The following is a 15,242-nucleotide window of genomic DNA, read 5'->3' on the forward strand; positions in this document are numbered from 1 at the left end:
GCTATCTATAAGGGGTTTTAGCTGTAACGGGCAGGCATGGGGTTGGGTGTGAATAATTTATTCATATTATTCTTAGCATTGTAATTATTGTCTGTTATTGCAGCGCTTGTTTTACCTGCGAAAGTATAAGGTTTTCTGGCGGTTATCGTGGCCGCTCTCACACCTTTATTGATAATGATTTGCATTAGAGAATGCAAAATATTATCATTCTTAACATTATTTTACGTTTTTATACAAGCCGTCGGCCGCTCCGCCGGCGGCTTGGCCGTGGACGGGCCGCGCCCGTTCGGCCGCGAAAGACATGGGTTTGCCGCAGGGATAAGCAACAGCAAGGCCGGGAAGGCCGCAGCGTCATGGTCTGTGTGAGTGTCGATGTAGGTTGTGTAAAAAAAAATCAAATTTTGTGCACCTCTGGGATGAAAGGAGAAGACATCTATGGGCAAGCATTTTGCGGCTCAACGGCATGAAAGCGTAGGAAACGGGGAAAAGGCGGGGTTAAGAGCCATTGGGGCGTTTTCCTCGGTATTTTTAGGCGTGTGTTCACTGGCGATCGGTAACGTCAACGCGGCGGAAACGAAGAGCAACGAAACCTACCAGGACGCGGAAACGCTGCTGGTCACCGGTGAGAAGATCAAACGTTCCATTTTCGACACCGGCTCCAGCGTGCAGGTGTTCGACAGCAACCGCATCGCCTCGATGCCCGACGCGGTGCAGATCCCCGATCTGCTGCGCATGACCCCCAACGTGGTGGATCTGGGCATCGGCAACGAACTGCCGACCGTGCGCGGTATCGACGGTTCCGGCCCGAACGTCGGGGCCAATGCTTTCCTCAGCGGCACCCGCCCGCGCCTCAATCTGTCGTTGGACGGCCGTTCGCTGACCTATAACGAACAGGCGTTCGGCCCGCAGTCGCTGTGGGATCTGGATCGCGTCGAAGTGTTCCTCGGCCCGCAAAGCTACATCCAGGGGCGCAACGCCATCGCCGGCGCCATCGTCATGGCCAGTAAGGACCCGACCTTCGAATGGGAAAGCGCCTTCAAGGGCGGAGCCGGCAACCAGCACTCGTCACAGTTGGCCGCCATGGCGTCTGGCCCGCTGGTGGAGGATCAGCTGGCGTTCCGCGTCAGCGTCGATCGCCAGCGCCGCCGCAGCGAGGCTGACCTGCCGGCCTATGCGCCAGTGGGCGATCCGCGTGAAGTGGAAGCCACCACCGCCCGCGCCAAGCTGTTGTTCAATCCGGCCGGCCTGCGCGATCTGACCACTAAGCTGACCTTTAACCACTTCGGCAGCACCGCACCGCAAAACGAAAGCCTTAACCCGCAGCCGCATCCGACCAATCCGCGTCACGATCCGCGCCGCGCCGTGTTCAAAAGCAACATGAACAGCACTATCTGGGATCTGGCCTGGGAGGCCTCCGATGCGCTGACGTTTGAAAACCGCGTTATCTACACCGATTTCAACATCAACCGTCCTACCGCTTACAACATCCAATACGCCGAGATCGACGGCCAGGAAGTTCACGTGGAGCCGGTGGTGCGCTTCGGTGGCGCGGACAGCCGCCTGCACGGGCTGGCGGGGCTGCGTTACTTCCACGGCACGCAGGATGAGTTCGTCAACATTTTCGGCGGCTCGACCTTCAAGGATAAAACCGATACCCATTCGGCGTTCGCCGAGCTGACCTATGCGCTGACGCCGCAGGTGGACGTGACCGCCGCCAGCCGTCTGGAACGCGAACACCGTCGCCGCGACGGCGGCAGCCAGGCGGTGCGCATCGATTTTGATGAAACCTACACCGTGTTCCTGCCGAAGCTGGACGTGGCCTGGAAACCGACGGATACCCAAACCTACGGCGCCAAGATCGCACGCGGCTATAACGCCGGCGGTGGCGGCATCACGATCGGCACGCCGGTGGTCAGCTACACCTACGGTTCCGAGTATGTCTGGAACTACGAGCTGTACACCCGTCATCACCTTAAAGACGCCAACGTGGTGCTGACGGGTAACATCTTCTACAACGATTACAAAGACATGCAGCTGCCGTACTCGCTGGGTGAGAACTCCAGCGTGATCCGCAACGCCGACAAGGTGGAAACCTACGGGGCGGAAATCGGCGCCACCTGGCAGCCGCGCTGGGACTTCGAGCTGTTCGGCAACCTCGGCCTGCTGAAAACCGACATCAAAAAGTTCTCGGGCAGCGGCGTGGAAGGGCATGAGCTGGCGCGCGCGCCGGCTTACACCGCCAACATGGGCGCCAGGTATCAGTTCCTGAAAGGGTGGGAGCTGAGCAGCAACGTGGCGTTCACCGACTCCTACTATTCGCAATACGACAACGACTCGCGCGGGCGCATCGGCTCCTATTGGACGGCCAACGCCCAGCTGGCTTACACCTTCGACTACGGCCGCGCCACGCTGTATGCGAAGAACCTGTTTGACTCCGACCGCCGCGAGATGATCCGAAGCAATGACATCTACACGGCGACGCTCCAGCGCGGCCGCCTGATCGGCGCGGCGGTTGAGCTGACTTTCTAACGCTATCGCGGTGACGGGGGACGAATGTCCCCCGTTTTATGCGCTATCCCGGCACGGCCGGGCAAAGGAGATAACGCAGTGATCGGTGATTTTGACAGCATTCTGAGCGATGAAGAGGCCCAGCGGCTGGAGAGCGCGTTTCAGGCGCTGGGCGCGGCGTCGGCCAACGGCGAGCGGCCGGTAAGCGAAGCCGAAGAGCGGGCATGGTTCGCCCATCTGCAGCAGGGTGACGCACGCGGGCAGCGGGCGCTGGCCTGGCGCCTGACGGGGGAAGTGGATATCGCCCGGCTGGCGGCGGCGCTGCAGGCGCTGGTGCGGGAGACGCCGGGCGTGGACGTGCGCTACGTTTTTGATGACGAAAACGGGCTGATTAAACGCGCCGCCGGTTCGGCGCCGTTGCCGGTGAGCCTTCGTCAGGTGGCGGACGAACAGCACGCCATTGGCTGCCTGCTGCAGGCGCAGGCGGCACCGTTTGAACTGGAAAGCGAAGCGCCGCTGCGCGGCTTGCTGTTGCTCACGCCGGGTGATGACGTGATTTTGGGCGTGGTCTTGCATGACATCCTGGCGGAAACGCTGCCTTGGCGCCATCTGCCGGCGATGCTGTCCGCCCGTTACAACGGGGATGTGATGTCTCTGCCTTTCGCGGCGGAGCCGGTCGAGCTGGCGGAAACCCCGGAGCCGCAACTGCCCTGGGCGCGCCAGGCGGTCTCGCTGCAGGATTACCGCAGCCCGGCGCCGCGTGCTGAAGCGTTGCCGCCGGTGGGCGCGCGCGTGGTCACGCGCATTGATCGCTCGCTGTTGCCCACCAACGACACGCCGCGGGCCTTGCTGGCGGCGGTGGCGGCGCGGTTTGCCGAGTTCGTCGCCGCGCAGGCCGGCGGCCAAGCGGTGCAGCTGTGCGTGCCGGCCGCGGAAACGGCGGAGTTCGTCGGCCTGGAGCTTGGCCTGACGGCGCCGCCGCTGATGCGCCTGACCGTGCAGCATGGCGAGAGCGACGTCGGGCAGCGGCTGCTGGTGCAGGCCGTGGCTGAACAGCCGGACCCGCAACGGGCGCAGCTGCTGGTGGCCTGGCGCGACGATCTGGCCGCAGAGTGGCGGCTGGAAGGCGTTCACGCCGAGCGCATGTTGCTGCCGCCGCTGCATACGCCGTTTGAACTGGCGCTGCTGTTGGGCTTGCCAGAGGCGGAAGCGCTGACGCTCGAGCTGGTCACCGATCCGCGCCTGTCTCCCCATGTGGCGCCTTTCCTGCTGGAGCAGTTCAGCGCGTTCCTGGCCGGGCAGCGGATTGCCGTCGCCTTGCCGGCGGCTGAGGCCGCTTCCCCGGCGATGGCCGCGCCGGCGACGAACGGCGAGGCGGACGAAAGCGTTGCACCGCTGATTTTGCAGGAGTTCCGTGAGGCGCTGGTGGCGCCGGAAATGACCCTGGATGAAGACTTCTTCGATCGCGGCGGCCATTCGCTGGTCGCCACCCGGGTGATCGGCCGCTTGTTGAGCCTGCATCAGATCGAAATCAACATTAACGATCTGTTCAGCCATCCGACGGCGCGCGGGTTGGCGGGCTACGCCAAACGCCTGAACGTCGCGCAGCCGAATGCCCCGGTGGCCGCCGCTGTCGATCATGATCGCGCGCAGGCGCCGCTGTCGCTGGCGCAGGAATCGCTGTGGAAGGTGTATGAAGCCTTCGGCCATGACGAGATTTTCAACCTGCCGTTCTCTCTGCGCTTCTTCGATGCGGTGGATGAAACGGCGCTGCATCAGGCGTTTATCGACGTCATGACTCGCCATACCGTGCTGCGTTCACGCTTTGTCGAGCAGCAGGGCGAGGTGGTGCAGGTGGTGGTGCCGGCTGCTGAACTCGCGGACTACTCGTGGTTCCGCTTCTCCCACGAGACGCCGGCGGGCAACGCCGCCGCCCTGTTGGCCGATGCCGGCCAGCACCGGTTCGATCTGGCCGCCGAGCTGCCGCTGCGCGTCACGCTGCTGCGCGATGCGGACAACGGCCAGCAGCTGCTGTCGCTGCTGTTCCACCATGTGGTGCTGGATGAATGGTCGCTCAACCTGATGATGGATGAGCTGGGCATCGCCTACCGCCATCGCGTCGTCGGCCAGGCGCCGCAGTGGAGCGGGCAACCGCCGCAGTTCCACACCTTCGCCCGGCAGCAGCGGGCCTCCGGGGTGCAGCAGCAACATCTGGACTACTGGCTCGATGCGCTGCGCGGCGCGCCGGTCGGCCAGCCGATCTTCCGGCAAGAACCCTCTACCCACCCGGCAGTGCCGGCGCCGGCGGACGTCAACGGCGGCTGGCTGGAGTTCGAGGTCGATCCCGCTGTGGCGGAAGGCCTGTATCAGCTCGCTCGCCGCAATAACGCTTCGCTGTTCAACGTGGTGTATGCCGGGATCACCTCGGCGCTGCGCCTGCTTGGCGGCCCGGCGGATCTGCTGGTGGGCACTTCGACCTCCGGCCGTAACGACGCCGAGTTCTTCGATACCGTCGGCTACTTCACCACCGTGGTGGTGCACCGCGTGCGCTTCGACGAAGGGTTGACGGTGGCCGGCTTGGTCAGCCAGGTGAAAAACACCATCAACGGCTCGCTGCCATACACCGATATTCCGATCGATCTGGTGGAAGAAGGGTTGTTCGGCGTGGACGCCGACCGCAAGAACCACATGTTTGAAGTGTTCATCCAGATCCACAGCCGCATCAAACTGAACGGCGAGTTCCGGCTGCAGGACGGCAGCGCGATCGCCTACCGTCAGGTGGAGCCGGAGAAAGCCGAATCGTTGCTCGGCCTGCAGTTTGAGGTGATGGAAGACGATCTGGCGGGGGCGAAATCCCTGCGGGTGATGATGACCTACCGCCAGGATCACTACAGCCGGGAGCAGGCCAATCTGATCGCCGACGGCGTTCAGCACGTCTTTACCCAGTTTGCGCAGCACATCGCTGGCGATATCGCTCTGGCGGCGCTGCCGCCCGGGCCGCAGGCATGACGTTGTTTCACTCTAACCGAAAGCATGATTTTCAAGGAGATAAAAGGATGTCTGGAACCCTAGCAACCCCGCGCGCGTTACTGTCGCTGCTGGTGGCGGCCTCTCTGGTGGTCGCCGGCGCCGCGCAGGCCGACGATGCCGGCATCAAACCGCAGGACATCAAGCGCCAGGCGCTGTCGTCGACGGTGGTGGAGATGGCCTACAGCACCTCGCAACAGGCGCTGTTCGTCAGCGCGCCGGACTGGAAGGAAGAGGCGCGCTCCCGCGTGCTGCGGCTGGATCCCAACACCCTGGCGATCAAGGCGGAGATCCCGTTGCAGGTGAAAGGCTTCGGCGTGGCGCTGAACGACGCGGGCAATCGCCTGTACCTGACGCAGGCCTTCAACGGCGAAGTCGGGGTAGTGGACACCACCACCAACCACGCGCTGGGCAGCATCAAGTTGCTGGACAAAGCGGTGCTGGAGCAGGCTTACAAGCAGGCGGGCATCAGCGGCAAGCGTCTGGATTTCCTGTTGGCGGAGCTGAAGAAGTTTAAAATCACCGAGGACTACCTGTACCGCCTCCGCGAGCTCAAGTATGACGCGCAAAGCGGCCGTCTGTTCCTGCCGGGTCTGGGCTTCGGCGTCGACAGCGTGCTGTATGTGGTCGATACCAAGGCCGGCAAGCTGGAGAAAGTGATCCCGGGCTTCGGCTACAACGCGGTGGGCATCACGCTGGATGAGAAGGGCCGCCGGGTGTTCGTCTCCAACATGCAGGGGCAGGTGATCACCCTGAACGCCGACACGCTGGCGATCACCGCCACGCACGAAGTACAGGCCGATCAGCTGCTGAACCTGGTGTATGACCCGGCGAGCAATCGCCTGCTGGGCGTCGATCAGGGCATCGATCGCGACGACTACCGCAATCATCATCTGGGGCACGACTATGTGAAGCGCAGCAGCGGCCACCGGGTATTCGCGCTGGATGCGGACAGCGGAAAAGTGCTGGCCAGCGAGCTGACGGATGAGGTGCCGATCGGCCTGCTGCTCGATGAGCGTAGCCAGCGGCTGTATGTCGCCAACCGCAAAGGCGTGCGCGTGGATCACGGCGCCGGGACGCTGACGGTGTTTGACGCCAAGACCCTCAAGCGCCTGCAAACCGTAGACCTGCCGCCGCACCCTAACAGCCTGGCGTTGGATCCGAAAGGCGACGCGCTGTTCGTGACGGTGAAAAACGACGGCGCTTCCACCAAGGCCGGCAAGCCGGAAAGCGTGGTGCGCATTCAACTGCACACCAGGTAACGCAACGGAAAGATAAAAAAAGGGGCGCCGCGGCGCCCTTTCTAGTGGCTGACAAAGGAGGAAAAAGCGTGGTTTTTCCTCCTTTGTGGTTATCAGCCGAAAATCAATAAATTGATTTTCCTTGTTTTCTATCTGTCGCCTAATGAAAGCCCGGCAACGTCATCCGCTTTGTCATTTACCTCAAGGGGTGCTGAGCACCCCTTTGTCGTTGGGTCATGTCATCAGAAGTGGGTGTTGATGCTCATGTAGTAGGTACGGCCCGGTTCGTTGTAGGTGGCCGCGCCCGCGCCGGCGATGTTGATCGCGCCGGTGTTCGGATCGCCCACGTTCTGCGCGTTGCCGGCGCGGAACTGGCGTTTGTCGAACAGGTTGTCGATGCCGGCGGTGACGCTGACGTTTTTGGTCAGGTCATAGGTTGCGCTGGCGCCGACGACGGCGTAAGGGCTGACCTCGCGGGTTTCGCCGCCGGTGGCCGGTTTACCCTGATAGTTGTACTTCTTCGGCTTCTGCCGGCCGTACCAGGTCAGGGTGGACTGCATCGACAGATCCTGCGTGGCCTGCCAGCTGAGGGTCGAGTTGACGGTGAACTTCGGGATCACCGACAGGTAATCGCCGGTGGTCTTGTTCTTGTTCTCGATCATGTAGGTGGCGTTGTTGCTCCAGGTGACGGTCTCGCTGACCGGCACGTTCAGCGAACCTTCCAGCCCCTGCACCACCGCCTTCGGCACGTTTTCCCACTGATAGACCGCCGTGCCGGTGCTGCTGGTGGCGATGCGCGAGTTACCCGCCTCAATCTTGTTGTGGTAATCGTTGCGGAAGTAGGTCACGCCGGCCAGCCAGCCTTCGTTATGGAATTCCAGCCCGATCTCTTTGTTAACGCTGGTTTCCGCTTTCAGATCGTCGTTGCCGAGCAGGTAGCAGCCGTTTTTGGTATCGCTGCCGGCACATCCCTGGCCTTTGCTGTACAGCAGGTAGTTGCCGTTGGTTTGGAACAGCGTCGGGGCTTTATAGGAACGCGCGATGCCCATCTTCAGCGTGAAGTAATCACCCAGTTCCTGCGACAGGTTCAGCGCCGGGCTCCAGTTGTTGCCGGATTCCGAATGCAGATCGTAGCGCAGACCCGGCGTCAGCATGGTGGTGTCGGTCAGCTCAATGTTGTCTTCGGCGAACAGCGAGAAGATATGTGCGGAAGCGTAAGGGCTGCGCGTGCCGGTAGTCATGCCGGGAATGGTGCCGCCCATCAGCGTTTGGCTGGTGGAGGTGCCGTCTTTCATCCGCTGCTGGGTCCACTCGGTGCCCAGCGTGGCGGTTTGCGCGACGCCCAGCTCAAACGGCACGCTGACTTCGCTGTGCGCCAGGAAGTCGTCCAGCTTGGTGGTGCCGAAACCGGTGTTTTTGGTGTCGAAGATGCCTTCGGTGCCGCCGGCCAAGCCCTCGTTCAGGCGGGTGTTGCGGGTGCGTTCGAACTGCACGTAGTTGTTGGTGCTCACCCCGTTGTCCCAGGCGCCGCGGTGGGTCAGGCCGAAGGTTTCACGGTAGATGCGGTTGGTCTCTTTGCCGTAGTTGCTCTGCACCAGGGCGTTGGTGTTGGTGTTCTGGGTATCGCCGGCGTACAGGTTGCCCTGGCGGCCGTAAGCGTACTCGAACTCCAGCGACTGCAGATGGGCGAAGTCCCAGTGCAGCAGGGCGTCGATGTTTTTATCGACTACCCCTTCGCGCCCGGCCGGGACGCTGTTGGCGTAGGCGCCGACGCGTTCGGATTTATGCGATTCGTTAATGTCCCAGGCGTCGGCCTGCGTTTTGCTGTAGCCGCCGAACAGGCGGAAGCTCAGGGAATCGCTCAGCGGGCCGGACAGGCTGAAATCGGTGCGCTTGGTGGCGCCCTCCTGCTTGTGCTGCGGCACGTTGAAGTAGCCGTTCAGCGAGCCGTGCAGCGCATCGCCGGCTTTCTTGGTGATGATGTTGACCACGCCGCCCGCGGCGCCGTTGCCGTAGCGCGCCGCGGCCGGGCCGCGCAGCACTTCGATGCGTTCGATCATTTCCGGCGGCACCCAGGCAGTATCGCCACGGGAGTCGCGCTCGCCGCGCCAGCCCTGACGCACCGAGTTGCGGCTGGAGGCCGGTTTGCCGTCGATCAGAATCAGGGTGTTTTCCGGGCCCATGCCGCGGATATCGATCTGGCGATTGTTGCCGCGCTGGCCGCTGGTGGAGTTGCCGGTCAGGTTAACCCCGGGCATGGTGCGGATCAGTTCGCTGATGTCGCGCGCCGGCGGGCGTTTTTTGATCTCGTCGGCGGTGATGGTGGACACCCCCGGCGCCTGCAGGTTCTGCCGGGCGGCGGTCACGACGATGGTGTCTTCGCCGCGCGGCTTTTTATCCGTGGCGCCGCTGTTCTCTTCCGTGGTGGTGGTGTCGGTTTGCTGCGCGGCGTTGGCGAACGCGGACGCGCCCAATCCCAAGCCGATAAGAGTGGCTAAAGAATAACGTGATAGCTTGCTTTTCATCTGAGTGTCCTACCTTGCTGCCATCCCTCGCCGAATGGGGGAAGGGCGGTTGTAGTTTTTGTGTAGTCGGAAATAGAAAATCGGCTGCGGCAAGGGATGCCATTGATGTATCCCCGATCCCTGTCCGTTGCGCGCAATACCAGCACGATCTCCAAGCCTTACACACTATTGCAAATGCAAATTATTATCAATAGTATTTGGCGTACAGTGCGTTCGGGCGGTGGCCGGCGATAGGGAAAAGTCGACGTTCCCGGTGCCGCCAACTACAAAATGGGTAGGCGTTGTGAATACAGAACTACAGTCAGAAAGCAGCAGATTATTGGCCAGCAGCAATGCGGGCAGTCCAGGGTGGTGGTTGACGGTGGCACGACGCGGTACGCCATGGGTAGAACCGGCGGGTAACGGCCGCTGGCGCACCACCTTTTTCTGGCGCGATCCCCAGGGATGCGAATTGACCTCCGCCTACCGTCGCGTATGGATCAACATTAACTGCCTGACCGACCACCATCAGCCGAATCCGCCGCAAAGCCTGCAGCGTTTGGCCGGCACCGACGTGTGGTATTGGCAGACCGAACTGAGCGGCGCCTGGCGCGGAAGCTACTGCTTTATCCCCTGCTTTGACGAGCGGCCGCCGGCGTTCAGCGGCGACGATGCGCACGCCAACATGCACAACCTGCGTCACTGGTGGCATCAGGTGTTCGCCAGCGCTACCCCCGATCTGCTCAACCCGTATCGCTCCTGGCAAAGCGCCAGCGGTCACAGCGTCTCCGGTCTGCACATGCCGGATGCGCCGCCGCAGCCGGTATGGCGTTCGTTCGACGAATATGAGATCGCCAGCGGGCGCTGCACGCCGCCGCTGCCGGCGCGTTTGCAGCGGCATACCTGGCAGAGCGAGCGCCTGGGCAACAGCCGCGATGTCTGGATCTACACCACCGGCGACAGCAAGCCGGCCGAGCGCCCGCTCGCGATCTTGCTCGACGGCCAGTTCTGGGCGAAGCAGATGCCGGTTTGGGCGCCGCTGATGCAACTGACCCGCGAGGGGGCGTTGCCGGAAGCGGTGTATGTGCTGATCGACATCATCGATCTGCCGCACCGGGCGCGAGAATTAACCTGCAAGGACGATTTCTGGCTGGCGGTGCAGGAAGAACTGATGCCGCAGCTGGCCGACTGGGCGCCGCACAGCGACAAGCCGGCCGATACGGTGGTGGCGGGGCAAAGCTTTGGCGGCCTGGCCTCCCTGTATGCCGGGCTGCGCTGGCCGCAGCGCTTCGGCGCGGTGATCACCCAGTCCGGTTCCTACTGGTGGCCGCGGCGCGACATGCTGCAGCTGCCGAGCATTCCCGACGACGCCTGCTGGCTGATGCAACAGGTCGAACGCCACGGCCTGGGCAACCACGGCGCGCTGAAGGTCTTTATGGAAGCCGGTTCGCAGGAAAAACTGGTGCATCGGGTCAGTGGCGAAATGGCGGCGCGCCTGAGCGACGCCGGCCATCGGGTGCACTACCGGGTGGTGGAAGGCGGGCACGATGCGCTGTGCTGGCGCAGCGGCCTGACCGATGGGCTGCAGGCGGTATGGGCTTCCGCTTTCGCCACCGCTTACCCGGCATCGGCGACGGCACGAGGAACACATGATGGAAAGCCTGAATCCGTTCGATGATCAACAGCAGCGCAGCCTGGTGCTGCGCAACGTACAACAACAATACAGTTTGTGGCCGGATTTCCGCGCCATTCCGTCCGAGTGGACGATCGTCTTTGGCCCGGCGGCGCGCCTCGAGTGCGCCGAATGGCTGGAACAGCATTGGCAAGATATTCTGCCGGTCGCAGCACGCGAGGCGTGACCGGCGCCAGGTAATCACGGGAGCAATAAGCAGTGTCACACACCCCTAACTCTCTCAGCGGCCCGGCGCTTGCGGGCGAATGGCCGCTGGTCGCGGCACAACCCGGCATCTGGGTCGCCGATCAAATCTCCCCGCATCGCAATGCCTACGCGGTGGCTCACGCCATCGAACTCAACGGCCCTGTCGCCGTGGAGCCTCTGCTGCAGGCCATCATCCAGGGTCTGGGCGAGGTGGACATGCTGCGCCTGCGTTTTGCGGAACGCGACGGCGTGCCGGTGCAATGGCTGGATGACACGCTGGTGGTGCACGCGCCGGAACTTGTCGATCTGACGACGTCGCCGGATCCTGAAGCCGCCGCGCGCGCGCTGATGGACATCGATCTGGCGAGCGATCTGCGCGCCGGCAGCGGCGCGCCGCTGTATCGTCATGTGGTGATGCGTCTGGCGGATGACCGCTGGTTCTGGTATCAGCGCTATCACCATCTGCTGGTGGACGGTTTCAGCTTCACCGCCATCGCGCGCCGCGTGGCGGCGATTTACACCCATCTTTGCCGCGGCGACGCGCTGGAACCGACGCCTTTCACGGCGTTCAGCGACGTGGTGGCGGAATACCAGGCTTACCGGCAGGCCCCGGCCTGGCAACGCGACGCCGATTTCTGGCGCGAAAAAGCACGGCAGTTGCCGCCGCCGGCCACGATCTGCCCGCAGCCGCTGGCCGGGCAAACGCCCACGCCGCGCATCCACCGGCTGGAACAGCGCTGCGATCCGCAGGCCTTCGCCGAACTGGTGCAGTGCGGCGCGCAGCAGAAGCTGAACGCCGCCGATATGGCGGTGGCGCTGGTGGCGCTGTGGGTGTCGCGTCTGAGCGGCCAACCGAGCTTCAGCGCCGGTTTTATCTTCATGCGCCGTACCGGATCGGCCGCCCTGTGCGCCGCCGGCCCGGTGATCAACGTGTTGCCGATGGAGATGCACCTCGAGCCGCAGGCCACGCTGTATGAGGCCGCCGCCCGCATCAGCCGCGAGCTGAAAACGGTGCGCCGCCATCAGCGCTACGACGCCGAACAGGTGCAGCGCGATCTGGGGCGCATCGGCGACGGCGAACCGCTGTACGGTACGGTCTTCAACTTCAAAATGTTCGATTACCAGCTGGACTTCGCCGGTATCGAAGGCATTACCCACGATCTGGCCTCCGGGCCGGTGCGCGATCTGGAGATTGCGCTGTTTATCGACGAACACCATCAGCTGAAGGTGGAGCTGCTGGCCAACGCCGAGCGTTACAGCCGTCAGGAACTGCTGGCGCATCTGCAGCGGTTGCCGCTGCTGCTGGCGCAGTTCGCCGCGCAGGCAACGTTGCCGATCGGCGAAGCCGACATGCTGACCGCCGACGATCGCGCTCTGCTGGCGCGGGTCAACGACACGGCGCATCCGGTGCCGGCGACCACGCTGAGCCAACTGCTGGCGCAGCAGGCGCAAAGCACGCCGAACGCGCCGGCGCTGGCGGATGCGCATTTCAGCTTCACCTACCGCGAAACGCGCGAACAGGTCACGGCGCTGGCGCGCCAGCTGGTTGTGCAGGGCGTACGGCCGGGCGACATCGTGGCGGTGGCGCTGCCGCGCTCGGTGTTCCTGTCGCTAGCGTTGATGGCGATCGTGGAAGCGGGCGCCGCCTACCTGCCGCTGGACACCGGTTATCCGGACGAGCGGCTGGCGATGATGCTGGAAGACGCCGCACCCCGGCTGGTCATCACCAGCCCGGCGCAGCAGGCGCGTTTCGCCGACAAGGGCGAAATTTTGCTGTATGACGCACCGCTGGCGGCCGATCACGCCGCCGGGGTGGCGATCGCGGGCCCGACGCCGGATCATGCGGCCTATATCATCTTTACCTCCGGCTCCACCGGGCGCCCGAAAGGCGTGCTGGTCGGCCATCAGGCGATCGTCAACCGCCTACTGTGGATGCAACACCAGTATCCGCTGGGGGCGGACGACGCGGTGCTGCAGAAAACGCCGTGCAGTTTCGACGTCTCGGTGTGGGAATTCTTCTGGCCGCTGATGGTCGGCGCCCGGCTGGTGATGGCGCCGCCGGAGGCGCATCGCGATCCGCAGCAGCTGCAACAGCTGATCGCCCAACATCGCATTACCACGCTGCACTTCGTGCCGTCGATGCTGGCGGCTTTCGTGGCCGCCCTGGACGACGACGCGGCGGTGGCGAACTGCGCCGCGCTGCGCCAGGTGTTCTGCAGCGGCGAAGCGCTGCCGGCGGAGCTGTGCCGCCTGTGGCAAAGCCGCACGGCGGTGCCGTTGCACAACCTCTACGGCCCGACCGAAGCGGCGGTGGACGTGACCTGGCATCCGGCCTACGGCGACGCGCTGGCGAAGGTGACCGGCGCCAACGTGCCGATCGGCCTGCCGGTATGGAACACTGGGTTGCGCATTCTGGACGCGCGCCTGCGGCCGGTGCCGCCGGGCGTGGCGGGCGATCTGTATCTGACCGGCGTGCAGCTGGCGCACGGCTACCTTGGCCGGCCGGATCTGACCGCCAGCCGCTTTGTCGCCGACCCGTTCGGCGAGGGCGGACGGATGTACCGTACCGGCGACGTGGCGCGCTGGCTGCCGGACGGCGCGGTGGAATATTTGGGCCGCAGCGACGATCAGCTGAAGATCCGCGGGCAGCGTATTGAGCTGAGTGAAATCGATCACGCCTTGCTGTCGCTGCCGGGCGTGCGCCAGGCGGTGACGCACGCGCTGGTGTTGCAGGGCACGCCGGTGGACGCCGGCGGCGATGCGCGCCAGCTGGTGGGCTATCTGGTGATGCAGCCAGGCGCGAGCTGGGATGCGGAAGCCCTGCGCGCGGCGCTGGCCGACCGCCTGCCGCCGCACATGGTGCCGGTGGCGCTGGTCGAAATGCAGGATTTGCCGCTGAGCGCCAACGGCAAGCTGGATCGCAAGGCGTTGCCGCAGCCGCAGGGCGGTGAGCGCAAGGCGGGGCGGACGCCGCAGGCCGGGTTGGAAAGCGAGATCGCGGCGGTATTCGCCCGCTTGCTGCAGCGCGAGCAGGTGTTCGCCGACGACGATTTCTTCGCGCTTGGCGGCCACTCGCTGCTGGCGATGCGCCTGGCGGCGGAGCTGCGCCGCGATCTGGGCAAGGCGGTGTCCGTCGGCCAGGTGATGGTGGCGTCGCGCGTTGAGCAACTGGCCGCCTTGCTGGCGGAAGATCGCACGCAGGAAGAGGCCGATCGCAGTGGCTTCGACAGCGTATTGCCGCTGCGCGTTACCGAGGGGCCGACGCTGTTCTGCCTGCACCCGGCATCCGGCTTCTCCTGGCAGTTCAGCGCATTGCCGCGTTATCTCGACCAGCACTGGTCGCTGGTCGGCATCCAGTCGCCGCGGCCGGATGGCCCGCTGGCGCTGAGCGAAGACATGGATCAGGTGGTGGATGCCCACCTGCAGACGGTGCTGCAGGTGCAGCCGCACGGGCCGTACCACTTCATCGGTTATTCGCTGGGCGGCACGCTGGCGCAGGGCATCGCCGCCCGGCTGCAGGCGCGCGGCGAGCAGGTGGCGTTCCTCGGCCTGCTGGATACCTATCCGCCGGAGACCCAAAACTGGGACGTGATGCTGGACGACAACGTGTTGAAGGAAGTGCAGCGCGAGCGCGAGCAGTTCCTGGCGGTGTCGCAGGACACGCTCGATCCGGCGCTGGGTGAGACGCGCACGGCGATGTTCGACAACATCGAAGCCAACTACGCCGATTCGGTGCGGTTGTTGTCGCACACGCGGACCGCCCGTTTCCACGGCCAGGCGACGCTGTTCGTCGCCAAACGCACGCTGCAGGAAGGGATGGACGTGCAGCAGACCTGGTCGCAGTACGTCGATGCGCTGCAGGCGCACGAGCTGGACTGTGCGCACGTCGATATCGTTTCGCCGGCGTCGTTCAAAGTGCTGGGGCCGCTGCTGAACCGGATCTTGCGCACGCTGTAATGACGCCCTCATCCCGCCGCCAGGCACGGGGATTATCCCGCGTTTGGCGGCGTTTCTTGCGGTCGCTCACAATTGAATATCAATGATTTTTATTATCATTATTGATTTCGCCATCTGTGCTAGCAT

General features: G+C 63.9%; 7 protein-coding genes. 6 read left to right on the plus strand and 1 reads right to left on the minus strand.

Features of this window, described 5'->3' with window-relative positions; genetic code table 11:
• Nucleotides 1–435: 435 nt before the first annotated feature.
• The 3 genes from ACOWVD_RS08815 (at nt 436) to ACOWVD_RS08825 (ending at nt 6,797) form a co-directional block, all read left to right on the plus strand.
• Nucleotides 436–2,529: a TonB-dependent receptor gene (locus ACOWVD_RS08815; RefSeq protein ID WP_049240029.1), complete on the plus strand. Its 2,094-nt coding sequence runs from the start codon at nt 436–438 to the stop codon at nt 2,527–2,529.
• Between the two features lie 78 nt (nt 2,530–2,607).
• The gene (locus tag ACOWVD_RS08820) at nt 2,608–5,517 is read left to right on the plus strand and encodes a condensation domain-containing protein (RefSeq protein ID WP_421105586.1); all 2,910 of its coding nucleotides are present in this window, start codon (nt 2,608–2,610) and stop codon (nt 5,515–5,517) included.
• 47 nt (nt 5,518–5,564) lie between these two features.
• Nucleotides 5,565–6,797, plus strand: a complete 1,233-nt coding sequence (locus ACOWVD_RS08825) for a YncE family protein (protein WP_048325759.1) — start codon at nt 5,565–5,567, stop codon at nt 6,795–6,797.
• Nucleotides 6,798–7,018: 221 nt separating this feature from the next.
• Here ACOWVD_RS08825 and ACOWVD_RS08830 read toward each other — a convergent pair whose 3' ends face one another.
• A complete protein-coding gene (locus ACOWVD_RS08830) occupies nt 7,019–9,301 on the minus strand; it encodes a TonB-dependent siderophore receptor (protein WP_164095959.1) in 2,283 nt (760 codons plus the stop codon).
• A 283-nt stretch (nt 9,302–9,584) separates the two neighbouring features.
• Here ACOWVD_RS08830 and fes point away from each other — a divergent pair, with 283 nt between their 5' ends.
• The 3 genes from fes to ACOWVD_RS08845 are packed head-to-tail and all read left to right on the plus strand — an operon-like array spanning nt 9,585 to nt 15,116.
• Entirely contained in the window at nt 9,585–10,958 is a 1,374-nt protein-coding gene (gene fes, locus ACOWVD_RS08835; RefSeq protein ID WP_074469401.1) for an enterochelin esterase, read from the plus strand.
• Nucleotides 10,933–11,139 carry an MbtH family protein gene (locus ACOWVD_RS08840; protein WP_004930023.1) on the plus strand — a complete coding sequence of 69 codons (207 nt, stop codon included), beginning with the start codon at nt 10,933–10,935 and terminating at the stop codon, nt 11,137–11,139. The genes fes and ACOWVD_RS08840 overlap by 26 nt, the downstream gene beginning before the upstream one ends.
• Nucleotides 11,140–11,171: 32 nt before the next feature.
• Nucleotides 11,172–15,116, plus strand: coding sequence for an enterobactin synthase subunit F (locus tag ACOWVD_RS08845; RefSeq protein WP_421105587.1), 3,945 nt, complete (start codon nt 11,172–11,174; stop codon nt 15,114–15,116).
• Nucleotides 15,117–15,242 lie beyond the last annotated feature (126 nt).

Source organism: Serratia sp. SA088, assembly GCF_049065515.1.
Classification (GTDB): domain Bacteria; phylum Pseudomonadota; class Gammaproteobacteria; order Enterobacterales; family Enterobacteriaceae; genus Serratia; species Serratia nematodiphila.

Bases quoted from the DNA above. Each gene is read 5' to 3' on its own strand.
- ACOWVD_RS08815 (WP_049240029.1), top strand. From the start codon at position 436: ATGGGCAAGCATTTTGCGGCTCAACGGCATGAAAGCGTAGGAAACGGG.
- ACOWVD_RS08825 (WP_048325759.1), top strand. From the start codon at position 5,565: ATGTCTGGAACCCTAGCAACCCCGCGCGCGTTACTGTCGCTGCTGGTG.
- ACOWVD_RS08830 (WP_164095959.1), bottom strand. From the start codon at position 9,301: ATGAAAAGCAAGCTATCACGTTATTCTTTAGCCACTCTTATCGGCTTG.
- ACOWVD_RS08840 (WP_004930023.1), top strand. From the start codon at position 10,933: ATGGAAAGCCTGAATCCGTTCGATGATCAACAGCAGCGCAGCCTGGTG.